Source organism: Photobacterium ganghwense (genome assembly GCF_003025595.1).
Taxonomy (GTDB): Bacteria; Pseudomonadota; Gammaproteobacteria; order Enterobacterales; family Vibrionaceae; genus Photobacterium; species Photobacterium ganghwense.
Window position 1 is genome coordinate 424645 of record NZ_PYMI01000004.1, and the last position, 25026, is coordinate 449670.

Here is a 25026-nt window from a genome sequence, read left to right on the forward strand (position 1 = left end):
GGCAATTAGCGGTTATATTTGGCTTTGTTTAAGACTTCTTTTAACTCGTGCGTCTTTTCCAAATTCACGTCATAGATATTGGCAAGCGCACAAACATAATAAAGAACATCATACAGTTCTTCAGCAATCGTTCCTTTTAATGCGGCCAAATCTGGCTGCCCACCCTTTCCGGCACGAATAGACTCAGCCAGTTCGCCCACTTCCTCGATTAACTTCAGAAAATAATGCTCAGAGTGCTCTGGGGCGTAATCGAATTCCTTAATGTGACTTTGTAGCTCAGATAGCTTCATAACATCCTTTTGTCTTTCAGCAGATTAAATAACCCGTACCTGGACACTATATCTGCCAAATCAGAATATATTCAATCAATTAACACTAAAAAGTGCAGCTGTTATGAAGATAGAACAGAGGTGGCCAGACTTTCGCTCTCTCTGTTTTAGCTTCCCCCTGAAGCGATAGATAAAAAGTAACTGGCACAACGCTCTGCACACATAAACTACAGGCGCAAAATATCCCAGTACCCCGCTACGCTGACATTAAATTTCGTATGCTCCTGCAAATACACCCGCAGGCTTTCAAGCGCTTCATGGTCACCATGAATCAACTTAATTTGCGTTTTCTTCGCCATAGAGGATTCCTGCAGCCATTTGGTAAGCTCCAGGTAATCAGCATGGCCGGACAAACTGGATATCGCAGTGACCGAGGCTCGAAGCGGAATCCACTCGCCGTGAATTTTTACTGATTCCACCCCTTCAAGCATTTTCGCGCCGCGGGTCCCCCCCACCTGATACCCAGTGAACAGGACCGTACATTTCGGACTCGACAGCCAGCGCTTGAAGTGGTGTAAAATGCGCCCCCCTGTCGCCATGCCACTGCCGGCAATAATAATATGAGGAAACGCCTGCCCTTCGATTGCTTTCGACTCATCCACTGTGCGGGTATAAATAATGGAATGGCTCATACGGTGACATTCATTATGACTCAGCTTGTGTTGATCGCTGAAGCGGCAAAATATATCTGACACTTCGATGGCCATCGGGCTGTCGAGATAGATCGGCATTCTGGGAATTTCCCCGTTATCCATCAGTTTTGCCAGCAAATGCTGAAAGGCCTGCGCCCTTCCCACGGCAAAAACGGGCACCAGTAACACTCCCCCGTTTTTAGCGACACGGTTTACCACCGCAGCAAGTTGCTCGGCAGGGTCCTGATTGTCGTGCAGGCGATTACCATAGGTGGACTCCATCAATAACAAATCCAGCTCCGGTAACGGCCGGGGGGGTCGCATCAACACATCGTTGTAACGCCCAACATCGCCGGAAAAGCCGACGCGCTTTCCCTCTGCTTCCAGAATAATACTTGCCGCGCCAAGGATATGCCCGGCCGGTTGCAGATGAAATCGGATATCGCCGACTTCCACCTGCTCATCGAAATCCACTGGCTGAAAGAGTGTCATACACTCTTCGGCAGTTTGACGGTCGTAAAGCGGTTCAGGGTGTTCGTGTTTACCGAGCTTGTGCTTGCTTAAATAACGGGCGTCTTCTTCCTGAATATGGCCGCTGTCAACCAGCAAGATTTGGCACAGTGCTTGTGTCGCATGATGAGTAAACACCGGACCACGAAAACCACGTTTATAGAGCACCGGAATATAGCCTGAATGATCCAGGTGCGCGTGCGTGAGGATGACGGCATCCAGCGAATTGATATCCATCGGCAGCGTTTGCCAGTTTCTTTCCCGTAACCATTTGTACCCCTGAAAAAGTCCACAATCGACCAGTACGCTCGTATTTTTGGTTTCGACAAGAAACTTGGATCCGGTAACGGTTTCAGTACCACCAAGAAACGTAATTCTCATCAGGTCTTCCCCATTTTTCGTCACACTTGATTTGTCTGACAGTCAGCACCACCAGCATTTTTCATCCGCGATGATATACTCCGCGTTTCACCCACCTGCAGATTTAACCTCTTATACATTCAGACTTTCAGGCTTTCAGGCTTTCAGGCTTTCAGGCTTTCAGGCTTTAGGCCAATTCAGGTTCACCATTTCATAATACAAGCCTAACAACTGTCTGTTGTTTGTTCAGGGCTGCGAACTCAGGATCTGTTTCCAAAGTGATACCATCGATTTTCCCATCAAATAAAAATAGATTTGCAGATGACTGTACGCCTCACGACGACAGACGGAGAATGCCACTTCAGCGGCTTCATCGTGAGGATAACCATACACACCACAAGAAATCGCGGGAAAGGCGATGGTCTGGCACTGATGCTCCAGAGCCAGTTGAAGGCTGTGCTCGTAGGCGGCTCCCAGTAGCGCTGCAGGATTGGAGACACGATCATAGACCGGGCCAACGGTGTGAATCACGTACTTGGCAGATAAATTGCCGGCACTGGTAATGCGCGCCTCCCCGGTCGGGCATCGGACACCCCCATAGGCGGGTACTTGCAAGCAGGCTTGCCGCAATGCAGAGCCTGCAGCCTGATGAATCGCGCCATCAACTCCGCCTCCTCCCAACATAACTGGATTCGCGGCATTGACGATGGCATCCACCTTCGCTTTGGTGATGTCTCCCTCAATGATCATGATTTGGCTCATCCACTCACCTTTCTCTGCCCTGCTTTCATTGTTATCCTGAATGTTTTGACATTAGCAGAAGCGACTCGCTGACAATGTCGGCAAGTTGGGAATCAGCTGGCATTTCCATCTACAAACACTTACTCAACCAATTAAATCAACTGGTTAACTTATCAGATCATCGGCCATCCCTCACTTTCATTCCGACGCTGCATATTTTGGCGTTAAAACCCAGTAAATACCGATATCTTGCATACAAAAGCGATTAAGTTCCTCTTAATACATATTTGATTGCCATATGGTATTTGTGGCGTATAATCCGGCCACTGATTTTTTGTATGATATAAACCCCGAATGAAAGCTAAAGGTTTCACATTAATAGAACTGGTCACTGTTGTTGTGATTCTCGGTATTGTTGCCGTAGTTGCCGCACCTAAATTTTTGGACGCACAAGACGATGCCAGAAACGCGGTACTTGCAAGCATGGCAGGAACCATCAAATCGACCGCTGAAACGACTTACGGAAAAATGGCTATCGAAGGGCTGGAAAATCACCCTTATGTCACAACCCATGACAATGCCGGGCATGAGAACGCATTGGTTACAGACCTACCTTTCAGCCTCTGCAAAATGACATCCAACACCTACTGTGTGTTCCGGTTTGGTTACCCTGATTCCGACCCAGTGTCCTTATCGAACCTGGTGAAAGGGATTCGCGATTACCGTTCAGACGATTATGATTTCGTCGCGATCTACGGCGACAGCCAAGATATAGAATCCGCCTACATTACCTTCCGTCATAATGTAGAAACAGATTCAAGTAACCAGGAAGTACTGAAAGAAAAGCGCTGTTACATCAAATACACCCGAGCAATGAAGGTGGGTGACCGCCCAACAACAGAAGTCATTCCTTGCGTGTAATACCGTTGAAAACTTTCTGATCCCCCCCTCTTTTCTATCACAACAGCCATCGATTGATGGCTGTTTGTTTTTACCTATCAAATCAATAAACACGACCAATTTTTCCTGCCCGCAGTTCGTGCGTATTCTTCTCGCATTACAAGAATATGAGGTCAGTATGCAGTTTGAAAACAGCCGAGCGCTTATTGTCGAAGGTGGCGCAATGCGGGGAATTTTTGCCAGCGGCGTCCTGGATGCCTTTATGTCAGAAGGGCATCGACCCTATGATTTTGCGATTGGTGTTTCAGCCGGGGCATCTAATCTGTTGGGCTATGTCGCCGATGCGCCTCAGCGCAGTTATCAGGTTATTACTGAACTGGCTACCAGCCGACGGTTCTACAATCCGCGTCGTTTTCTGAAAGGCGGCGATCTGGTGGACGTGGAATGGCTGTGGACAGAGTCTAATCGCCGCTTTCCACTCGACAAGCAGCAACTGTTTAGCGCAATTCCATTCTGGGCAACCATGACAGATGTGAATACCGGTAAGGCCAACTACTACCGTATTACCGAGCACAACATGCATCAAGCCATGGTGGCGACAGCAGCGCTACCGATTGCTTTTAAAACGACACCCTGTTTTTCAGGGGGGTGTTTTACCGATGGGGGTGTCGCTGATTCTATTCCGGTTAAAGAAGCCTACCGACGCGGAGCACGAGATATCACCGTGGTGTTATCTCATCCGCTCAGTTATCACATGCCGCCGAACCGCCACCCGTGGGTCATGAAAACGCTGCTATCCCGGTATCCGGGTGTAGCGGAGGCTATGGCACACCGTGCTGAACGCTACAATGCATCACTGGAGTTTATTCGGACCCCGCCGCAAGACGCGACAGTCAGAGTCATTGCCCCACCGGAAAACTTCGCCGTCAAACGCCTCACTATGAAACGTGAGCGACTCGATGAAGGCTACCAGATGGGAATAAAAGCCGGGCAGGATCACATCACGAACTTACGGGGAAAATACGGGCTGACCCGTGAAAACTGTCACTTTTGCTTTTAACAGCAGCAAAACAGTGCGACAAAAAAGCCACCTTTGCTTACTGAGGCATAAGGTGGCTTTCATACTGACAAGAGATGGCTCAGTCATTTATCTGACCAAGCCCGTGAAACGTTTATTGCGGGCTCTTGAGTGCCAGTCCTTCCAGCGGCAGCCAGTCAATCGCAACACCCGCTTGCTGGAACATTTCTTCGCTGACTTTGATTTTCTCACCCCAGCGAGACAGGAAATCGTCCGTCTGCTCAGGACAATGCACCGTTGAAATCCCCGTCTGGATAATTTTGGCGGCGCAGTTCGGGCAAGGGAAATGCGTCACCCAGATATCACAACCGGCCAAATCACGTTTCGCAAACAGAATTGCGTTCTCTTCGGCGTGCAGGGTTTTCAGGTACTTCATTTCGCGCTCATCGGTGTCGGCACTGTCTGAAATACCGTGCGGATAACCGTTGAAGCCAACAGAAACAATGCGATTTCCCTGGGTGATCACTGCACCAACCTGCGTCGAGGGATCTTTACTCCATGAACCAACCAGCTCGGCCATCTGAAAAAAGCGCACAGCCCACTTAGAAATCATGCTCGTTACCTTAATCATTCACTATGAGGGTATAAACTGGCTTTATTTTGCAAGACTTGCCCTTTCTTCTCAAGCATATCCTGATGATAAAGGTAAGTATTTACTTGCGTGATGTTCACAGAGTTGTCCTTCAAAGTAACGAACCCAGCCGTGATCAACTAAGCTTTCGCTGTATCTCACTCGAAGAAGGGATGTCAAACATGAAAAAAGCACTGATAGTCCTTACTAGCCATGCTCACATGGGCGATACCGGTACACAGACCGGCTTCTGGCTTTCTGAACTGACCCACCCTTACTATGCCATGGCCGATCAGGGGATTCGGGTCGATGTGGTCTCGATTGACGGCGGCGAAACACCGGTTGATCCCAAAAGCTGGGATGAAGAGGATCACGCCAATGCACGTTTTCTCGCCACGCCTGAACTGGTCGAACACCTGAAGAACAGCGACTCTCTTGCCAGTGTGGATATCGGCGAATATCAGGCGATTGTGTTCGCCGGTGGCCACGGCACCATGTGGGACTTTCCTGACAGCAGCACCGTCCAGCAAGCGGCGGTAAATATGGCTCAGCAAGGCGGCGTAGTCGCAGCCATCTGTCACGGGCCCGCCGCATTGGTGAATGTGACCCTCCCTGACGGAACGTACCTGATTGCCAACAAACGCGTGACCGGATTTACTAACGAGGAAGAAAAAGAGGTGGAACTGACCGATGTGGTGCCTTTCCTCCTTGAAGATCAGCTGAAAGCAGCCAGCGCCGTGTTTGTCAAAACCAGCCCCTGGACCAAGAACGTGGTCGTGGATGGCAAACTGGTCACCGGCCAGAACCCACAGTCCGCTTTCGGAGTAGGTGAAGCAGTCGCCGAAATACTGTTAGAATAGACATCAAAACCATTTGGATAACCACAGGAAATACAATGGAATATCTACACACTATGGTGCGCGTCAGCGACCTTGACGCTTCTCTGGACTTTTACTGCAACAAGCTGGGATTGGTTGAAGTTAACCGAAAAGAGAGTGAGAAAGGCCGCTTTACGCTGGTGTTTTTGGCTGCACCGGGTGACGCAGACTACGCAAAAGCACATCATGCGCCGCTACTTGAGCTGACCTATAACTGGGATCCTGAAGCGTACACCGGTGGCCGTAACTTTGGCCACCTGGCTTTCCGTGTCGATAATATTTACGACCTGTGCGCCCATCTTCAGGACAACGGTGTGACAATCAACCGTCCTCCGCGTGATGGCTACATGGCATTTGTCCGCTCTCCGGATGGCATTTCCATTGAGCTACTGCAAAAAGGCGAAGCACTGGCACCGGCTGAACCATGGGCATCCATGGAAAACACCGGCGAGTGGTGATCTGAGCGTTAATCAGGTTTTCCTGAGTCAGCTACAGTGACTTAAAGGCGTGTTTACAGGCCTCGAGCGTCTGGCCTTGAAACTCTGGCCTGGAAGTTCGGTTTAGCAAGACGATTTAGTCACCAAGACGCTCTTGCGCGTCAGAAACTTCAGGTCAAACTCCAAACTGAGTACGCCTTACCCGGTACGGTACATGCCCGATGCGCCTGTCATTAGGCTGCTATCAGACTGGATCTATCAAGCACCCGCCATCAGGCAGCTTTTAATACGTATTTTATTGAAGCTGCCTGTCATCTCTCTGCCTGCTGTTTCATCTCTCTGTTTTCTTTGAACCGTTTTGCATAAACTGTTTTGCTTGAACCATTTTGTTTAAACTGCTGTTTTCTTGCTATCCACTTTTCGACTCGTTATGTTCCGTGGCTTTCGAGCTCCCCTCTCTCTACTGATTCAAATGTCAGTATCTTTTACACTTTCTGTCATCAACGTGTTCAGCATTAAGAAAAATTCTCATAAATCAGTCGGCTAGTCAGGATTGAAAATATGGTGGCGTTCTTGCATAGCCCCGTTCAGGAGCATCAAGGAGGCACTTATGAGTTTACGCAGTATCCTTGGCATTGTTGTTGGGGCGCTCAGTCTGACCGGGTGTCAGCTGACTCAGTCCCAGACAGTCAGTCATACGTTCAATGATCCCGTCACAATCCATGACTATCAGCTACCTGTCTATCCAGAAGGGCAAAAACTGCTGACCAATTACCGGCAGCGCAGAAACGAAGAGCTATGGTTCTGGTCTGAGCTGGACAATACAACTTTTCAGCGCGGTGAAAACCTGATCGTACAGGTGGTGTCGAAAAAACCACTGGAACAGCCTCCCTCGCTTTTCGCCTTTGCCATGCCGTCAAACCCCGGTGAGCGTAAGTACAACGCAGTCGGCCCCTACCAGCGTTGGGTCAACGTCATGCCCAACGGTGACCGCTGCGTTTATGCCCAACAGCACACCCGCAAGATGGAGCAGTGGTTATCCATCTTTATCCATTATTGCGCCCCTGAAAACCGTCACAGTCTCACCTGGCTGGATGAGCTGAAACCCAGTTTCTATCTGGAGGACTTTCCGTCATGAAAACCCCGAATGCACTGTCCGGAATGAAGTGGTTCGCTGCCATTCTGCTGTTTGTCGCGATTACCGGCCTGGCAACCGTGAACGTCTCAACGGAAACTCACCTCTGGCTGTCAGCCTCTACGTTTGTCATTGTGATGCTGGGGATGAACCGCAGCGACAGAAACATGCTGAACCTGATCATGTTGATCACAGGCGCGCTGATTTCGCTGCGCTATATCTGGTGGCGCTACGACCAAACTCTGCCATGGGAAAGCAGCATTGATATGCCTTTTGCGCTGGCGCTATTCATCACCGAAATTTACGGCATCACCATCTACCTGCTAGGTATGTTCGTGAACGTACGCCAGCGTGAGCGGGACATCGTACCAATTGACGAAAGCAAGCCTCTTCCCGTCATTGATGTATTCATTCCAACCTACAACGAATCGCCTCGCGTGGTACGGCCAACAATCTCGGCAGCGATGCAGCTTCGCTATCCGGGGACGGTTAATGTCTGGGTGTTGGACGATGGCGGCACGGCGCAAAAGCTGAACGACCCGAATCTTCAGCGTGCCAATGCGGCTCGTCAGCGGACCAATGACCTAAAACAACTGTGCCTGGAATTGGGAGCCAACTACCTGACCAGACCGGCTAACCTGAACGCCAAAGCCGGGAATATCAATCACGCGCTCAAACACAGCTCCGGAGAGCTGATTCTGATTCTGGATGCTGACCATGTGCCCACCCGTGATTTTCTGGTCAATACTGTCGGCATGTTTCAGCAGCAACCCCGTTTAGGATTTCTCCAGACACCGCATTTTTTTGTCACCCCAAACCCCATTGAGCGCAATCTGGGCATAGAGAACAAGGTGCCGGCAGAAAACGAAATGTTCTATAACCGCATTCTGAAAGGTATGGACTTCTGGAATGCCAGTTTTTTCTGTGGTTCAGCCGCCATCATTCGCCGCAAGGCACTGGTTGAAGCTGGGGGGATCTCAAGCAAAACCATCACTGAAGATGCCGATACCGCGATTAATATTCACGCCAACGGATGGGACAGCGCCTATATCAACAAGGCCATGATCGCAGGCCTCTCGCCTGACACATTCGGGGCGTATGTGACCCAGCGTACCCGCTGGGCACAAGGCATGCTGCAAATTTTCATGCGCAACAATCCCCTGCTGAAGCGTGGGCTGAGCCTGCCGCAGAAGCTCTGCTACCTGAACTCAACCCTATTCTGGTTTTTCCCGCTATTCAGGGTCATTTACCTACTGGCCCCCTTGTGCTACCTGCTGTTTGACCTGCAAATTTTCGTGGGTAACGCGAACGACTTTATCGCTTACGCCATCCCTCATCTGATCATCAGCATGGCTATCAACCAGCACTTATTCGGCAACTCGCGTAACGCCTTTTTCTCCGAGCTGTACGAGACCATACTGGCGCTTTTCCTGCTGTTACCAGTGCTGTCGGTACTGGTGAACCCGAGAAAACCAAGCTTTACCGTAACTCCGAAAGGCGAAACCACTGACCATACCCACTTTTCGTCATTAACTCCTGTGGTACTGGCACTGATCGCGATCATCGGTACCGCAGAAGCCTGGGGGATTTATCGGATCTACCAGTACCCGGTCGAGCAAGGGCAACTCACAGTCGTACTGGTCTTCAACACCTTCAACCTGCTGATGTGCCTGGTCTGCCTTGGTGCCATGGTGGAAAAACGTCAGCGTCGTTTTGAACCCCGGACTCGCTGTGAAACCCGGGCATCGGTCAGCATCAACGGAGAATCATCCGATGCACTGATTGAAGACGCATCGATCAGCGGTGCCCGGCTGACCATTCCTTCGCTGAGTCAGCCGCTGCAACCGAACGATGTAATCCAGCTAGTTTGTCTGGCTGAGCAGCCGAGGTCTTTACCTCAGCCGAAATCTTCACCCCAGCCTAAGTCTTCACCTCAACCTGATACCGAGAGCTATCCGATAAGTGACAACATTCACGGCAACACCGCCGGTAAAAGCTCAGACAAAATGCACCTGAAACCGCATCGCCTGACACTACGGGTGCATCGAGTTCAAGCCCTGGCAACCGGACAAACCGTCAATTGCGAGTTGATGGATGCCGATGCCAAAGCCGCGCAGATTTTTACCAGCATGACCTTCGGCCACAGCCAACGCTGGGAGAAACGCCGCGAGTTTGAAGCTCAACAGCGCAAAAGTCTGCCCCATGCATTTGCCAGTTTCTGCAAGCTGGCCTTCCTCGGGCTCACCCAGGCCATCACTTCAGCGGGCAATCGTCAGGACTCTTCCGGCTCAGCAGTTCACCACGACAACCCAACACAGGATGTACGCCAATGAAACGCATATTGCTTTTTCTTGTCTGTTTCCTGATCACTGCCGCCAGTCAGGCTGAAACCATTCGGGTGCCGTTTCAATATCTGTTACCGGATGGCCGGGATCCGATGCTGCGCGGGCAATGGGATAAGATCAGTTTCCCGATCACGGTGCTGGATCACCAGCAAGCAAACGCCATTCAGCTATCGCTGACCCTCAGTCATTCGGGCAATATTGATCTGGCTAATTTATGGCTCAATCTTGGTGAGAAGCCACTTGCCAATATTCAGTTGCACCCCAGCGGCGAGCCACAGCAAATTAAGGTGACACTGCCACCCGAACTGCTGAGTCGGTATGGCAACATGATGACTATTTCGGTGCGCCACCAGCTACCTGCGTCACTGACAATGACCGAGCAGCGAATTGATGCATCAGAAGCTGTAACCGAAATTCTGGCATCGCAGTCATTCTATGAACTGGATTACCGCGACACGAATAGCTCACCGACACTGGCCACGTTGGCCGGGCTGATAAAAAGCGGCCAGCTGCATGGTCAGACACTGACGATCGTCAATCTGCTGGAGGATAACCCGCAGGCCGCGCTTACTGTCGCTTCTCACTTGGTTCAGGGTTGGACACTACGCAGCGGTAGCGACCAGTACCAGTATGCCTACGACAACCTGATCGGCTCAGACTCTGGCCTGTCGAACAACAGTTCAGCACTGTCAGACAGCGATAAAGTCCAGTTGGTCTTCGGGTTACCAGAAAACCTGCGACATCAGCATGCCATCCCGGATACCATGACTGACAGTATCCACGGGCCATTTCTGGCGGTTTTCCGCCAGCCTGAAACCCGCCAATGGCGGCTGATAATCTCTGGCCGCAATGCAGCGGAGCTGTTACAGGCATCACGGTATTTCGCGACCCCTGACTACATCCTGCCCCCTCAGGCATTCACTCAGATCAGTGAACAGCCGCTGGTCCGCCCAATGCAAATGGCAAGTCAGGATCATTTCCGCATCGGCATGTTTACTCAGCAAAAACAGTTTGGGGACGAACCTTTAATGCTGCCCCTGATGATGCCGGCCAACATGCTGGTCAATCAGGACGAAAACGCGCAGATCAATCTGGTGCTGCGCCATCCGAAAGTTGATCCCGGTGAAGCCGCCATGATCATCCGAGTCAATGGTGAATATGCTAACAGCATGCCTATCCGAGCCAGTTTCTGGCGCCACACTCAGCACTATCGCCTGACGTTCCCAATGCGCCAGCTGCGTCCGGGACTCAACACTGTCAGCGTCGAGCTGTACGGCCCCGAACAACGGGTCACATACAATCAGGGCTCAAGCTATACGCCGTTTATCGCGCAGATTGACAGCCATTCCACCCTGAAATTGGGTGCCTGGGTAAATTATCTGGCGGAATATGAACATCAGCTGCCGCCGGAACAACTGCTGTTCCTCAGTGCCAACAACGGTCGTGATGCACAATTCACTCTCCACTATGAACAAGACAGCACCCTGTCAGCGGTGTGGCAACTGCTGAGTCACCTGACCCATCAGGCACGGCAACCAATGACAGACTTGCTGCTGACCACCACGTTGCAACAAGTCCGGCCAGTGAACCTGACGTTTGATGTGGGCAGGGAAAACCGGGGCACTGAATCATCCGTTACAGATCAAACCGGTGTGTTCAGTCGTCTGCGCCAGTTCCTACTTCACACCATGAATGCAGATAGCACAGGGGAAGCCGACAGCGTTGATGCAGGCAGCGTTGATGCAGACAATCGGGTTCAGCCTGCGGCCTTCTACCAGTTTTCACAGTCGCAGCCAGCACTGAGTATGCAGGGACAAGCGGATTCCATGGCTCGTCTTACCACCGACATCAACGGCTGGCGCAACATTTTCTTCAGCGCAATGAATGAAGCCGCACTGAATGAAGAAATGGCGCTATATCTCAGCCAGGAACATCCGGCTTCATCTGGCAGTATTGAACTGGCCGTTCACCGCTATCAGGACGATCTGCAACTGGCGCGGGCCGGTTTCATTGCTTATCCGTACATGCTGCCACTGCTGTTGCTGCTGCTTATCCTGCCACTGGCATTGCTGATGCACCGTAGCCTGGAGAAGACGCGATGAAATGGTTTCCGCTTGTGCTGGCCACGTTACCAATGCTGACGCACTCATCGGTTGAAGCGAAGGTGCACGGTTGTAACATTCAGGGCGATCAAAAGCTCTGGACGTATTATAAGCAACGTTACATCACGCCTCAGGGACGAGTCGTGGACAACGGCAATGACAGTATCAGCCACAGCGAAAGCCAGGGATACGGCATGTTAATGGCCGCCTTCTTCCACGATCACGACACCTTTAAACAGCTCTGGCAGTGGACTCGTTCTACCTTGCAGCGTGATGAGGATGCCCTGTTTGCCTGGAAGTGGCAGCCTCAACCACCCCATATCCCCGATCCGAACAATGCCAGTGATGGCGACATTTTTATCGCATGGGCATTGCTGAAAGCCGATGAAGCCTGGCCGGACTATCAATATCGGGAACAGGCCAAAGCCATCATTGATGCTCTGGCGAAAAGCCATATTGTGACACTGGATAATGAACTGGCTTTACTGCCGGCAAGCTACGGGTTTGCTCACCCGACCTCAACAGTGGTCAATCCGTCATACTGGATTTTCCCGGCATTTAATGCGTTCAGACAATTCAGCCCGCGCTGGTCCGCACTCAGCGAAGGTGGGTTGGCATTACTGGATAAAAATCAGTTCGGGAAGTATCACCTGCCGGCAGACTGGCTCGAATTTCAGAATGACAGCTGGCAACCGGCACAGCAGTTCCCTTCCCGGTTCAGCTATTCCAGCTATCGAATCCCCCTTTATCTCATTTGGGGCGGCTACGACAGCGCGATTAACGACCATTACCGCAGCTGGTTGCAACAAAATAACCGCGCCTGGGTAGATGTTAACTCCGCTCAGATGGCCGACTACAAAGCCCCTAACGGGGCCAATGCCATTGCAACACTGGTGCAAATCAGCCAGGAGAAATACAAGCATCGCAACGCACTCCCCCATCCGGACGCGAATGACGATTATTACTCTGCCAGCCTGATCATTTTTTCTCATATCGCTTTTCACGAGAGGTATTGCCAATGAAACCTTTGACTCTCGCGTTGCTCGCGGCCACTCCGGTAATGGCCGCCGAGCAAGCTCAGGTCCAACTGCTGGAACGCCAGGTGTCGGTGGAAGTCGCCCCGCAGCGTACTCAATCCCAGTTTGATGAAACACCTATCTGGAAAATTCTGGAAAAAGAAGGTTGGCAGGCCGCACAGCAGGCAGCGGCAAACAATAAAACATCTGAAAAGCTGAACACTGAAATCAGCTATCAGGAGGCGCTTAACCAACTGACTCAGGCCGTCAAAACTCATCAGAATGAGCAAGCCCGCCAACTGCTGGCTGCCCATCCTGACTGGGCCAGCTGCCAGCGAATCCAATGGGCGTGGCTGGATCTGCAGCAGGAGGTCGCAACCGGATATGGCCCGAAAGCCAAACAGAAGTTCACCCAAATTCTGACGGCCTGCCCGGATCACGGCCTGAGTACCACACAAAAATTGCTCGGCTGGACCCGCAATACCAATGGCAGTGATATTCTGGCCCGCTACCGCCAAAGTGCTGGCTATCAACCCGAGGCGTACAACAAACTGGCCTATCAGTTGCATTTAACGCAACTCGGGCAGGCCAGACTCAGCACCGCAGATGCCGACGCGGCCGGAAAACAGATCACACAGCTCCGTGATGCAAAAGGCGCAGAAATGCTGGGCTGGCAGTATTACCGTCAGAAACAATACAGTCAGGCGCTGATGTGGTTTGACCAATCCATACAATGGACCCGGTCGGGTTCAGCGGGGACGGGACAACCCAACAAAAAGCAGATTGAAGGGAAAATTCTGACCCTGCAACAGCTGGGTCGCAGCGAAGACGCGTCCCGGTTGCAGCAACAATGGGCCAGCCGGTATCCGGCGTTGAAAAAGCTCAATGCCGGCGAGGGCTCACCACAACTCACCAAAGTGTGCAAAAGTGAACCTCAGGCTTGTCTGGAACTGCTGTATCAGCAACCGTCAATGACCGCCAGTCAGTACGCACTGGCCGGTTGGCAGTGGTACAAGCTCGATCGCCCGTTGACAGCCAAACGTGCTTTTGAACAAGCCCTTGAAGCGATGCCGGGCAGCGACAAACAGTTTCAAGATACACAATACGGCTACACGCTTGCCCTCAACAAAGCTGGCTTTGAGCAACATGCTGAGTTCCTTGCGAACAAACTGGCAGATCCGCAGCGCAAGATGCTGTATGCCAAGCAGCGTGAATCCAAGGCCATTCTTAACGCGTACGAGCAGCAGAATTATCAGTTCGTAATAGAACACAGTGAAGCCTTTGAGGACAGTTTTGGCAAAGAAGTAGGACTGACTGAGATTAAAGGCTGGGCATATTACAACCAGAAGCAAAACACCAAAGCTGTAGAGACCTTCCGCAAACTGGTTGAGGCCTACCCTTACGATGAACGATTCCAGGATGCGTTAAAAACTGCTGAATGTGCGCAGAAGAAGAGTTACAAACTGTGTTATTGATGCTGCCACGAACACGCTGAAACCGCTCTCTTTGATTGACATAAATAAAAAGGGCCTGCTGGCCCTTTTCTTTGTCCGGTCAGTTACCGGCATACTTAGACATCGGATTGGCCAACCGCCATGAATCAGGCTTAAGGCACACCATGGCCTTTAGAGGCCGCCCAGACGCGGAACCATTGCTCGCGGGTCAGCTCAATGTCGAGCGCATCCACGGCAGCCTGAACACGTTCAATTTTGCCCGAACCAATGATCGGTAACGGACGAGACGGCAGTCGACGTACCCAGGCAAAAATCACCTGATCGATACTGGCCGCACCGGTTTCTTCACGAATGGCTTCCAGTTCGTCACGCACCCGAATTTGTTGCTCAGTCTGGCCGGAGAAAATCGCACCGCCCCCCAGACAAGACCAGGCCATCGGTTTGATGCGCTTCATTTGCAATTGATCCAGCGTTCCGTCGTGGCACACCTCAAAATTCAGCGGATTAATTTCAACCTGATTAGTCACCAGAGGTGCATCCCAGCGTGATTGCAGCAGGTCAAACTGAGCGGGCGTAAAGTTAGACACACCAAAGTGGCTGACTTTCCCCTGCTGCTTCAGTTCAGCAAACGCCTCAGCAACTTCATCCGCATCCATCAGCACATCCGGTCGATGAATAAGCAGCACATCGATGTGATCAACATTCAGACGGGATAACGAATTATCGACAGATGCCAGAATGTGCGCCTTGCTGGTGTCATAGTGATTAATTTTGCGCTCCGGAAACGCAGCACTGCACAGCTTGATATCGCATTTAGTCACGATCTCAATCTGATCACGCACTGACGGCTCTAACGCCAGCGCCTCACCAAACAGACGCTCACAGCTGTAGTCACCATAGATATCCGCATGATCAACAGTCGTAATGCCCAGCTCAATGTGTTGTTTTAAGAATGTCAGTCGCTCCTGAGGCGACATTCCCCATTCCGCCGTACGCCAGTAACCCTGCACCAGTTCAGAAAATTGCGGCCCCTGAGGCGCAATCTCAACCTTTGCTACCATGTTGGTAAACTCCTTGTCAGTGAGTCCACACCCGACCCTCTCGGGATGAACTCGCAGATAAATCTTGCCCTCATCCTAGGCTTGTTTCGGCCGTGTCGCAATGCTATAACCCTTCAGCTTCGAACCGGAGTACGAATTATGTCTTTTGCCGAACGCCTTAAATCCCTCATTGGTGAAGAAAGTGTCAGTGGCTTTGCCCGACGTGTGGATATCAGCGAAGCGCTGATCCGAAAATACCTAAAGGGCAGTGAGCCAAGCCTCGCCAAAGCCAACCAGATTGCAATGAAAGCCAATTGCTCCCTGGAGTGGCTGGCAACCGGCTGCGGGTATCTTTATCGTCAGGCTGAAGTGGTAGATAAAATCGCGCTGTATGCTGCCTTTTCGCACTTGTATGGCCGAGAGCCCAGCGAAACAGAAGCCGAAAAGATAATAAAAATGGTGACCGGCTATCAGTATTTACGCACCCACAAGAAAGCCGATGGCTATCTCGATATTCAGGGCATGGCAACGTTTCTGCAACTGGCCAAACAGGACGAACCCGAGTGAGCCCGAGATCACACATCAAACATTATCATTGAAGTAAAGGTAAACGTTCGTTTTGTTCCAATTTGTACCGCAGGTCTTCTAACCGGCGCCCCATTGGGTATAAGATAATGGCGCATAATGCAATTTTGGAAGAAGGATATTCTGATGACACCCGCCCCGGTCAAACCCCTTGTTACCATCAATGACCTCGACAAGCTGGATATCCGCGTCGGTACAATCACCGCCGTCGCCGACGTTGCCAAATCAGACAAGCTGATGAAATTGACTGTCGATTTCGGCGATCACACCCGTTCGATTCTAGCCGGAATCAAACAAGAACGCGCCAATCCGGCAGAAATCACCGGTAAACAGGCATTGTTTGTGGTTAACCTACCGGAACGCAAAATGGCGGGGGAATTATCGCAGGGCATGCTTTTTGACATTGGGTATGCCGACGGTGTCATCCCTTGTCTGGCCATGCCGGAATCCTCCCTGCCAAACGGAACCCGGGCTGGTTGAATTATCCTTCTCCCCCTATTCAGAGATAAGCCGCTGATAAGTTTTGCCAAATTGGCGACATCTAAAAACACAAAAGGAAGTTCCCATGAAGATTCACCGTATTAACCCTTCAAAACGCTGGTCAGATATCACAGTCTATAACGGCATTGCTCACTTTGTAGAAGTGGCGGACTCTGACACCAGTGCCGACGTAAGCGGTCAGGCACAGCAAATTTTCCAGCAAGCAGAAGCAATGCTGGCCAAAATCGGCAGTGATAAATCTCGTATCCTGTCAGTTACTATTTACCTGACTGACTTTGCTAACTTTGATGCACTAAACGAAGCATGGGAAGCCTGGTTGCCGGAAGGCTGTGCGCCAAGCCGCGCTTGTGTGAAAGCCGAGCTGGCTGATCCGAACTATCTAGTAGAAATTGCTTTTGTTGCTGCAGCCGGTGAAGAATACCTGGCCGACTAAGTGCTGGTAACTGGCTGAAATATAAAAGAAAGAGAGAAAACACACGATGAGTAAACTGATTGATAAACTGGCCTGGATCATTATTCAGGACGGTAAATTACTGACAGTGCGATCAAAGGGCAAAACCCTCTTTTATCTGCCAGGCGGTAAACGCGAGCCAGGTGAAAGCGATGAGCAGGCGCTAATCCGTGAAATTCGCGAAGAACTGTCTGTTGAGTTGCTCCCAGACAGTATCCGTTATGCCGATACCTTTGTCGGTCCGGCCGACGGAAAAGCCGACGATGTTTCTGTTCAGCTGACCTGTTACTTTGCCAATTTCAGCGGCGAACTCAAGCCTGATGCTGAAATTGAAGAATTACGTTATCTGAGCTCTGCCGACGAAGCTGTCTTTTCCAAAGCAGCCTGGATTGCCGCTGAGTGGCTCAAAGAGAAATCATTGATTCACTGAGCGCGTTGTGCCTTTTCGCACAGCGCCAATATGGTGGTCTGATCCTGTTTTAGCGCTACCTTTCAGCCCCTGTTCGCCACTTAAACAGGGGTTGTCTCCGCTTGGTGGCATCTCCCTTTATTTACAATTAGCGTAATAATTAAATTGGGGGACTGCCTCGATATAAGGAAATACGCCGACTAAGACTTACCGACTTATACCAGCAGGCTGATACCTACTGGCCATCTAAAACGCCTGACTCTCCTCTCCCATTTCAATGCTATATAAATGCGTGGCTCCGCAGATGATTAATTGATCTAAACCGAAACTTCTCAGAGGTTTTATTGGCAACAGGTCAAGTTAATCACTATTTTTTGAAGTGGCTCTGCAAAGGTCTTTTTTATAATGACCAGCATCCGTTATTCCTGTATTACTGCTTACTGCCACACAAAAATTTAAATTATCGCCGATGGTCAGGCATCATTTTATGACAGGCGAATCGAGTGCAGTCGTCTAACCCATTTTATCTGTTCTTAAGGAGAGCATATGGCGTTTTCAGATACCGAAAGAGAGGCACTATTAGCGGTCAAGGGCGTTGGCCCTACCGTATTGAAAAGATTTGAAGAAATTGGAATAGATACTCTTTCTGACTTAGCTACTTATCAGGCTGATGAAATTACAGAAAGAGTGGCGTCCATGTTGAGAACAACGTGTTGGAAAAATAGTCCACAAGCTAAAGCAGCAATTGAAGCCGCTATTTCTCGGGCAAAAGAAGGGATGTAGCCACTCTTGGCTGGCATATCTACCTCAAAGCCATTGAATACGGCCCCTGCTCCGGGAAGGAACAAATGGACATCGAAAAACAGAACATCAAAGAAATAAACATCGATGATACAAACATCGAGGCAGCAAAAATCTCAGATTTAGATTCAATCGTTGAGCTTGTCGAGCGGGTATCTAACTCAAACATCCTCCCGCATTTTAGTGAAGAAGGACGACTGTTTTTTACATCAAAAGTGCTCCCTGACATCAAAACGACTTTTGACGATACTCGATTTCAACGCTTCAAACTCACTGAACATAATCAACTAATCGGCTATGGGGCAATGAGAGACCATGACTATATTACGCATTTGTTCATTGATGATGATTATCAGGGAACCGGGTTAGGTAAACGACTGCTTCACCACCTATTGAAACAGTCACCGTCCGGTGAAGTGCGGTTAAGGGCTTCCGTGAACGCCGTCAATTTTTATCAAGCTCAAGGTTTCGAAGCAACGGCTCCTGAATCTGAAGTTAATGGCATCAGGTTTGTGCCAATGCGATGGACACGCTCATAACGACAATAATGTCATGGTTAACTCAGGAATGTATTAACATGGATGAACATAGAGATAAATGACGAAAGTTCTACGAAAAAGCTTTAAACCGTCCTCATTCAAAAAGAACTGAACAAGCGGTTAAATTGAATATGTCATCACAAAAGGTTGCCGTTGACTGCGGCTGTGGAACCGGCAGTGATATAGAATATTTGAACAGTCAGGGATATCTGGTTCATGGATTTGACCTCAATCCGGATTCAATAGCCATTTGTCGAGAACGCTTCGAGGGTAATTCACAAGTTCATCTTTATGAGTCATCATTCGATCGCTTCAACTACCCAAAGTCCGGAGCGGTAATCGCAAATGCCAGTCTGTTTTTCGTAGAGAAAGTGCATTTTCAAACTACTTGGAAAAAGATAACCTCTTGTCTAGAAATAGGCGGTGTATTTGTCGGTGATTTTATGGGTAAAAATGACTCATGGTCTTCTCATTACAACCAGGCTATCACGTCACTCACTAAAGAAGATATCGCTGCACTCTTCACAAACTTTGACATTATTCAACTTCACGAACGCGATGAGGACGGAACAACAATGTTAGGCGAATCAAAACATTGGCACATTTATTCCGTTGTCGCGATAAAACGTGCTTAATACGTTTCTAATAGACATAAAACTCCACATTCAGGTAGATAAAACGTCCAAATCACTCCAGACTGTTTTAAAAAAATAAATAAGCGCGTTAAAAATGTCTCTCTAACGCGCTTAATTACAATATCGGTTCAGGATTTACTTAGTCGCATCCACCCACATCACCCCCACCTCTTTTTTGATGACGGTGACCTGCGTTCCCGCTTTCAGAGGAGAGCGGCTTTTCAGTTGCCAGTTAATGCCAGAGTAGGCGTAATGGCTCAGCCCTTTATCATCAACATCACTTTCCAGTGTAAAGGTCAACTCAGCAAAATCCGTTTGAATATCTTGTGTCCCCCGGTTCTCTTGCAGCCGTTTTAACGGTTTCCACAGAATCACAGCCAACACGGCGGTGATCACGGAATTGCTCCAGAGCGCTGTAGTCAATGAACTGTCTAGTACAGAGAAGTTCATCAGCAACCCGGATATAAGCAACGAGAGCCCGAGGAAAAGTAAGATAAAGGTCGACATACCCAGCACCGCTACCTCAATGATTAAGGCGATCACGCCCAAGATCATTAATACTTCGGGTAAATTGTTGGTTATGAATTCCATCGCTTACTCCAGAGACTTACTGTTTCTGTTTCTGATTAATCGAGTTAATAATCGACATACCTTGTGCCACTAGTGCACTGGCGTCTGTGCCGCTATCTGGCAGCAGAACAACGGAAGACTCTTTGGCAATCGCTTCTTTCGCCGCAATCGCTTTGGTCGCGAGATCCAACTGAATCGCTTTCTGGCCTTCCTCTGTGTTAGCCGCTTCACCTACTTTTCGCAACGCATCCGCCTGAGCTTCAGCAACCGCAAGAATAGCTTTGGCTTCACCTTCTGCCCGCAGAATTTGCTCTGCTTTATCAGCCTCTGCCGCTAGCACTTGCGCCTGTTTCTTACCTTCAGCGACGTTAATAGCTGCTTGTCTGTCACCTTCTGATTCAAGAATTTGGGCACGTTTGACCCGCTCAGCTTTCATTTGCGCTTCCATGGCTTCCATAACTGAGTTTGGCGGCACTATATCTTTGATTTCATAACGCAATACCTGAATCCCCCAAGGCTCAGAGGCTGAGTTTATTGCTGTCACAATGTTGGTATTCAACATGTCACGTTCTTCAAAGGTTTTATCCAGTTCCATCTTACCCAACTCAGAACGCATCGTCGTTTGCGCCAGTTGCGTAACGGCAAACACATAATCGTCGACACCGTAAGTCGCTTTGTATGGGTCAAGCACTCGGAAATAGAGCACGCCATCGACGATCAGTGAAATGTTGTCTTTGGTGATTGCTGATTGCGACGGCACGTCCTGCGCCTGCTCTTTCAGGCTGCGGTCTGCGGCAACCCGGTCGATAAACGGTACAATGAAGTTTAGTCCGGCTTCCTTGGTCGACTGATACTTCCCGAAACGTTCGATTAACCATGCCCGGTTCTGTGGCACAAACTTAACGCTATTTTTTAGTAGAACTAAAACAAAAATTAATAGGAACACCTCAACATTCAGAACAACGTCGAGAATTTGGAATACTGGATCCATATTACCTTCCTCAGTAACGACTAACCATCTTACTTTAGTAACGGTTAGTGCCTGTTATCATTGATATTTAATCATCTCACACCATACCACTAAGACACTGTGTACACTATAGAAAATGACAAAATACAGCGAAATTATGCTTCCCAGAAACAGCGAATATGTATTAATAAAGCTTTAAATTAATTAGAGCTCATCCTTTTATTACCGATTATTTTATTCATAAAAGACAAAAACAAAAATCAGATAAATTAATTTCATCACCGTGATAAATACATTGATTAGATAAGAAATATAACTTCTGATTAAATGCGCGAATAGATACTTCATATAATCTATTTTCTTAATCAAGGTGATAAAATGTTTTCTATTGATGAAGTTGTTGTTGCAACTAAAGGCGTTGATCTTGGTAAAATGGTTGTTGCTGGCCTGAGCAGTGGCGGCTACTACGTGCATGTTAATGTTGAAGGCATGACGCTGACTTATCCTGCAAAAGATCTACAGAAAGCATAATTTCATTACCTGCTTTATTTATTAAAGGTAGCCAAATGGCTGCCTTTTTTTATTTTCAAACAAAGCAATATAATCATCGAAATTAACCAAACTCTGATCACACTTTATTTTTCATTTGAAAATTTGTGAGTAACATCTAAAAAAGCATGCCTAGACGTCGCTTTCTGCAATAGCTTTCTAATACTTATTTATCATGGGTGTTTAGACAGGAGGCAATTTGGTTCGTATAGCATATAAAGGTTCCTGTTTGTGCGGCGATGTGCAATTTGAAATAACGGGTAGCTTTCAGTCATTTTATCTTTGCTACTGTCAACATTGCCGGAAAGACACAGGCTCAGGGCATGCATCCAACTTATTTTCCAATACTGCCACGTTGAACTGGTTGCAAGGTGCTGACTCAACAACGACCTTTCAACTGCCAGATACGCAACATATAAAGTGCTTTTGCCGTAGATGTGGCTCAGCGTTACCCTATCAATCTGAAACATTGGGCATTGTGGTTCCGGCGGGGTGCCTTGACACAAATGTTGAGCTTCGGCCCACAGCGGCTATTTTTACCAGCAGAAAACCTGGCTGGGCGGCACATCTTGATGATTTACCGAGTTTTGACCTGTTTCCGTCTTAGAAATCTGAGCATAAAAGCTCATCATTTAACACTATTCAATTAACGCTATTCATAAATAGCCTTAGCTATTTGGCGGAAAGAAACATTAAAAAAGGTTCCGGAGCAGCTCCAGAACCTTTTCGTTTCATCTCACTCAGAGAAAGTCAGTGACGTACCAAAGGATCAACGTCTCAGAGCATTCAGTTTCATCTGTGCCTGCCCCAACACCGACTCGACCGGATAGGTGCCATCCAACGATGCCTGCCCCGCCTGTTTCCCGGTCATGATTTCGATAGCGTCAGTCACATGGCTGATTGCCCAAATATGGAACTCGCCTTTCTCTACAGCCTCAACCACATCCTTACGCAGCATTAAATTGTGCGCGTTCGACTGTGGAATAATGACGCCTTGTGCGGCATGTCGCCCTTTAATGGTACAAACATCAAAGAAGCCCTCAATCTTCTCATTCACGCCGCCAATTGGCTGAGCCTGACCAAACTGGTTCATCGAGCCGGTAATCGCCACATCCTGACGAAGCGGGATTTGCGAGTATGCTGACACAATTGCACACAATTCTGCCATTGAGGCACTGTCACCGTCTACCCCACCATAAGACTGCTCAAACGTAAGGTGAGTCGTCAACGGCACCCGGCTGCTGCGGCCAAAAATAGAGGCCAGGTAAGCAGAGAGAATCATGACGCCTTTGGAGTGGATCCGCCCGCCAAGATCGACACTGCGTTCAATATCAAACACCCCGCCTTCACCGTAGGAGGTTGTTGCCGTGATCCGATTCGGTGCACCAAACTGATAGTCAGAGGTAGAAATAACAGACAAACCATTAATTTGCCCGACAACTGCCCCTTCCGTGTCAATCAAGGTGGTACCGTTGGTAAACGTCTGCATTACATGATCTTTAAGACGACTTACCCGCTTTTCCTGACTGTGCAACGCCTGTTCAACATGGTTCGCACGAATCATGGTGGCATTCGACGACTTCGCCGCATAGTTAGATTCGCGCAGCAGATTAGCAATATCTGCAGAATGCAGTGAGAGTTTATTCTGATCATCCGCCTGACGAGAGCTGTACTCGATGATTCGGGCAATCGCTTTACGATCACAATGCAGCATGTTGTTGTCATTCACAATGCTGGAAATGAACTTCGCATATTGCGCTTCGGACTCATCAGTACGACACATCTCATCTTCAAAATCCGCCGTGACCCGAAACAGTTCACTGAATTCCGGATCATAATGTTGCAGCAACTGGTAAGTCTGATAATCGCCGAACAGAATAATTTTTACCGACAGTGGAATAGGCTCAGGATCCAGCGAGATTGTACCGGACAATGTCACCTCTTTTTCCAACGAACTGACACTCAATTTACGCGAACGCAGCGCCCGTTTCAGGCCATCCCACACATACGGACGCTCCAGTACTTTTACCGCGTCCATCAACAATACCCCACCATTTGCGCGGTGCAGACTGCCAGAGCGAATCAATGAAAAGTCCGTAAAAATGGTGCCTTTGTATGTCGCATTTTCCACATAACCAAAAATCGAGTGATAGTTCGGACTCTCTTCCACCACAATCGGGAATTTGGTTTCTGTATCATTCGCCACCAGCACATTCACCTGATAGCGCCGCGGCATTTTCTTATCCAGCGTTGCATACGCCAGTGCCACATCTTCCTCACTTTCTTCCAGGAAGATATCGAGGTTTTCCAGAATATCCTTACGCATCGCCTTAAGGTAGTTTTTCACCTCCGGTAAGGATTTGTATTCAATCAGCAAATCATGAATAAAATGCGACACCACTTCCAGTGCGATTTCTTCATTTAGCTTTTGCATTTTCTCAGAGAAATCTTCTTCCAGTTCCGTCAGCTCTCGAACAATACTGCGCAGCTTTTTCTCCAGCGCGTTGATCGTGTCTTCAAACACCTTTTGCTCTTTATCTGACAGCTGGGCAAATGATTCTTCGGTATGCGGCTCTTCACCGTTCAGCGCAACCAGCTGGTATTCACCGGCCATAGTCACGGTCAGGCTGATACTGTGTTCCTTGGCTTCCTGAGTCAGGGCCAGCAATGCACCTTGTTGTTTCTGATCAAGCTGGTTTTTCAGCTTTTCAGAACGGCTATAGTACACCTCATTGTCGAATGCGAGCGGCAAAGCTTTTACCAGCTTGGTCATCATTTTTTCGACATCTTTTTTGAACTGCGTACCACGGCCAGCCGGCATCTTCAGGACTTTAGGATTGCGTGATTCTTCAAAGTTGGCGACATAACACCAATCATGCTGCGGATGACCGCTGCCATTAGGATCGTGGCGATTGAGGTAACGCAGCACCATCGTACGCTTGCCCAGACCATTGCGCCCAATCGCGTAAATGTTGTAGCCCTTCTCCTTAATGGACATGGCAAACTCAACCGCTTGCTGCGCACGTTCCTGCCCGACTATCTCGTCCAACGGCGTTAAATTCTTGGTCGACTTACAATCTTCAGGTAAGCCATGTAATTCTGATACCCGATACAGTTTGTCACTGCTCAGTGTTTTAATTGTCATATGGCTCCCTCCATTACATTCTTTTCGATCAGTGTAGACAGCTAATTATTATTTTTTAGTGACTTAAACGACGTTTAGCAGGCAAAAATGCATCCCCGACCATCTAACCGCTGAAAAAACAACCAATAATTATGCAGTTCCCCTCTCTTTTATGATTGTTTTTTCAACTTACAGATGCCCGATAACTGATCGGAACCTGACTGTCTGTATGACCATTCTTTAAATAAGGTTTCATACACAACAATCATCGAGACACAAATTTAACGCCAAGATCAGAGACAAAGTCTTACTTTATTCCTGTCATTCGCTATGATAAATCCGCCTGGCGATTTCGCCATTTTGT

26 protein-coding genes are annotated in these 25026 nt (G+C 49.0%); 18 read left to right on the plus strand and 8 right to left on the minus strand.

The genetic code is table 11. The annotated features are described in order from the left end of the window. Window positions 1-5: 5 nt before the first annotated feature. The 3 genes from C9I92_RS16295 to C9I92_RS16305 form a co-directional block, all read right to left on the minus strand. A complete protein-coding gene (locus C9I92_RS16295; RefSeq protein ID WP_047886044.1) occupies window positions 6-290 on the minus strand; it encodes a MazG nucleotide pyrophosphohydrolase domain-containing protein in 285 nt (94 codons plus the stop codon). Between the two features lie 206 nt (window positions 291-496). Continuing rightward, entirely contained in the window at window positions 497-1852 is a 1356-nt protein-coding gene (locus C9I92_RS16300; protein ID WP_047886045.1) for an MBL fold metallo-hydrolase, read from the minus strand. 225 nt (window positions 1853-2077) lie between these two features. Continuing rightward, window positions 2078-2593, minus strand: a complete 516-nt coding sequence (locus tag C9I92_RS16305) for a macro domain-containing protein (protein WP_047886046.1) — start codon at window positions 2591-2593, stop codon at window positions 2078-2080. Window positions 2594-2926: 333 nt separating this feature from the next. Between C9I92_RS16305 and C9I92_RS16310 the strand changes: the two genes are divergently transcribed. Next, entirely contained in the window at window positions 2927-3493 is a 567-nt protein-coding gene (locus C9I92_RS16310) for a type II secretion system protein (RefSeq protein WP_053061884.1), read from the plus strand. Between the two features lie 157 nt (window positions 3494-3650). Continuing rightward, window positions 3651-4532, plus strand: a complete 882-nt coding sequence (locus C9I92_RS16315) for a patatin-like phospholipase family protein (RefSeq protein ID WP_047886047.1) — start codon at window positions 3651-3653, stop codon at window positions 4530-4532. Window positions 4533-4644: 112 nt separating this feature from the next. Here the strand turns inward: C9I92_RS16315 and C9I92_RS16320 are convergent, their stop codons facing one another. Beyond that, window positions 4645-5103, minus strand: coding sequence for a dCMP deaminase family protein (locus C9I92_RS16320; protein WP_047886048.1), 459 nt, complete (start codon window positions 5101-5103; stop codon window positions 4645-4647). A 200-nt stretch (window positions 5104-5303) separates the two neighbouring features. Between C9I92_RS16320 and C9I92_RS16325 the strand changes: the two genes are divergently transcribed. The 7 genes from C9I92_RS16325 to C9I92_RS16355 all read left to right on the plus strand — a co-directional run bounded on the left by C9I92_RS16325 (window position 5304) and on the right by C9I92_RS16355 (window position 14509). Then, window positions 5304-5981, plus strand: coding sequence for a type 1 glutamine amidotransferase domain-containing protein (locus C9I92_RS16325; protein WP_047886049.1), 678 nt, complete (start codon window positions 5304-5306; stop codon window positions 5979-5981). Between the two features lie 35 nt (window positions 5982-6016). Further along, complete coding sequence (locus C9I92_RS16330; RefSeq protein ID WP_047886050.1) at window positions 6017-6457, plus strand: VOC family protein; 441 nt, start codon at window positions 6017-6019, stop codon at window positions 6455-6457. Window positions 6458-7046: 589 nt separating this feature from the next. After that, complete coding sequence (locus tag C9I92_RS16335; protein WP_207103782.1) at window positions 7047-7574, plus strand: hypothetical protein; 528 nt, start codon at window positions 7047-7049, stop codon at window positions 7572-7574. Then, window positions 7571-9904 (plus strand): UDP-forming cellulose synthase catalytic subunit, encoded by a 2334-nt coding sequence (gene bcsA / locus C9I92_RS16340; RefSeq protein WP_047886051.1) that lies wholly within the window; start codon window positions 7571-7573, stop codon window positions 9902-9904. Before C9I92_RS16335 ends, bcsA begins: the two co-directional genes overlap by 4 nt. Further along, window positions 9901-12018, plus strand: a complete 2118-nt coding sequence (locus tag C9I92_RS16345) for a cellulose biosynthesis cyclic di-GMP-binding regulatory protein BcsB (RefSeq protein ID WP_047886052.1) — start codon at window positions 9901-9903, stop codon at window positions 12016-12018. Before bcsA ends, C9I92_RS16345 begins: the two co-directional genes overlap by 4 nt. Continuing rightward, the gene (locus C9I92_RS16350) at window positions 12015-13040 is read left to right on the plus strand and encodes a family 8 glycosyl hydrolase (RefSeq protein ID WP_047886053.1); all 1026 of its coding nucleotides are present in this window, start codon (window positions 12015-12017) and stop codon (window positions 13038-13040) included. The genes C9I92_RS16345 and C9I92_RS16350 overlap by 4 nt, the downstream gene beginning before the upstream one ends. Further along, on the plus strand, window positions 13037-14509 hold the full coding sequence (locus tag C9I92_RS16355) for a tetratricopeptide repeat protein (protein WP_047886054.1): 1473 nt from the start codon (window positions 13037-13039) through the stop codon (window positions 14507-14509). The genes C9I92_RS16350 and C9I92_RS16355 overlap by 4 nt, the downstream gene beginning before the upstream one ends. Window positions 14510-14640: 131 nt before the next feature. On the opposite strand, the gene C9I92_RS16360 is transcribed toward C9I92_RS16355, so the two are convergent. Then, window positions 14641-15549 (minus strand): aldo/keto reductase, encoded by a 909-nt coding sequence (locus C9I92_RS16360; protein WP_047886055.1) that lies wholly within the window; start codon window positions 15547-15549, stop codon window positions 14641-14643. Window positions 15550-15687: 138 nt separating this feature from the next. On the opposite strand from C9I92_RS16360, the gene C9I92_RS16365 reads away from it, so the two are divergent. The 7 genes from C9I92_RS16365 (at window position 15688) to C9I92_RS16395 (ending at window position 19449) form a co-directional block, all read left to right on the plus strand. Then, window positions 15688-16095 (plus strand): helix-turn-helix domain-containing protein, encoded by a 408-nt coding sequence (locus tag C9I92_RS16365; protein WP_047886056.1) that lies wholly within the window; start codon window positions 15688-15690, stop codon window positions 16093-16095. Window positions 16096-16239: 144 nt separating this feature from the next. Beyond that, window positions 16240-16593, plus strand: a complete 354-nt coding sequence (locus C9I92_RS16370; protein ID WP_047886057.1) for a tRNA-binding protein — start codon at window positions 16240-16242, stop codon at window positions 16591-16593. An 85-nt stretch (window positions 16594-16678) separates the two neighbouring features. Beyond that, complete coding sequence (locus C9I92_RS16375; protein WP_047886058.1) at window positions 16679-17047, plus strand: RidA family protein; 369 nt, start codon at window positions 16679-16681, stop codon at window positions 17045-17047. A gap of 46 nt (window positions 17048-17093) precedes the next feature. Continuing rightward, a complete protein-coding gene (locus C9I92_RS16380; protein ID WP_047886059.1) occupies window positions 17094-17495 on the plus strand; it encodes an NUDIX hydrolase in 402 nt (133 codons plus the stop codon). 525 nt (window positions 17496-18020) lie between these two features. Continuing rightward, complete coding sequence (locus C9I92_RS16385; protein WP_047886060.1) at window positions 18021-18257, plus strand: hypothetical protein; 237 nt, start codon at window positions 18021-18023, stop codon at window positions 18255-18257. 65 nt (window positions 18258-18322) lie between these two features. Next, on the plus strand, window positions 18323-18814 hold the full coding sequence (locus C9I92_RS16390; RefSeq protein WP_053061885.1) for a GNAT family N-acetyltransferase: 492 nt from the start codon (window positions 18323-18325) through the stop codon (window positions 18812-18814). 131 nt (window positions 18815-18945) lie between these two features. Beyond that, entirely contained in the window at window positions 18946-19449 is a 504-nt protein-coding gene (locus tag C9I92_RS16395) for a class I SAM-dependent methyltransferase (protein ID WP_422894364.1), read from the plus strand. Between the two features lie 135 nt (window positions 19450-19584). Here the strand turns inward: C9I92_RS16395 and C9I92_RS16400 are convergent, their stop codons facing one another. Then, a complete protein-coding gene (locus tag C9I92_RS16400; RefSeq protein ID WP_047886061.1) occupies window positions 19585-20040 on the minus strand; it encodes an NfeD family protein in 456 nt (151 codons plus the stop codon). Window positions 20041-20056: 16 nt separating this feature from the next. Continuing rightward, on the minus strand, window positions 20057-21010 hold the full coding sequence (locus tag C9I92_RS16405; RefSeq protein ID WP_047886062.1) for an SPFH domain-containing protein: 954 nt from the start codon (window positions 21008-21010) through the stop codon (window positions 20057-20059). Window positions 21011-21367: 357 nt separating this feature from the next. On the opposite strand from C9I92_RS16405, the gene C9I92_RS25460 reads away from it, so the two are divergent. Together C9I92_RS25460 and C9I92_RS25905 are read left to right on the plus strand one after the other, a co-directional pair. Beyond that, window positions 21368-21520: a hypothetical protein gene (locus C9I92_RS25460; RefSeq protein WP_169776047.1), complete on the plus strand. Its 153-nt coding sequence runs from the start codon at window positions 21368-21370 to the stop codon at window positions 21518-21520. 217 nt (window positions 21521-21737) lie between these two features. Then, window positions 21738-22145, plus strand: coding sequence for a GFA family protein (locus tag C9I92_RS25905; protein ID WP_207103783.1), 408 nt, complete (start codon window positions 21738-21740; stop codon window positions 22143-22145). 162 nt (window positions 22146-22307) lie between these two features. Here C9I92_RS25905 and C9I92_RS16415 read toward each other — a convergent pair whose 3' ends face one another. Next, on the minus strand, window positions 22308-24683 hold the full coding sequence (locus C9I92_RS16415) for a Lon protease family protein (RefSeq protein WP_047886063.1): 2376 nt from the start codon (window positions 24681-24683) through the stop codon (window positions 22308-22310). Window positions 24684-25026: the final 343 nt, after the last annotated feature.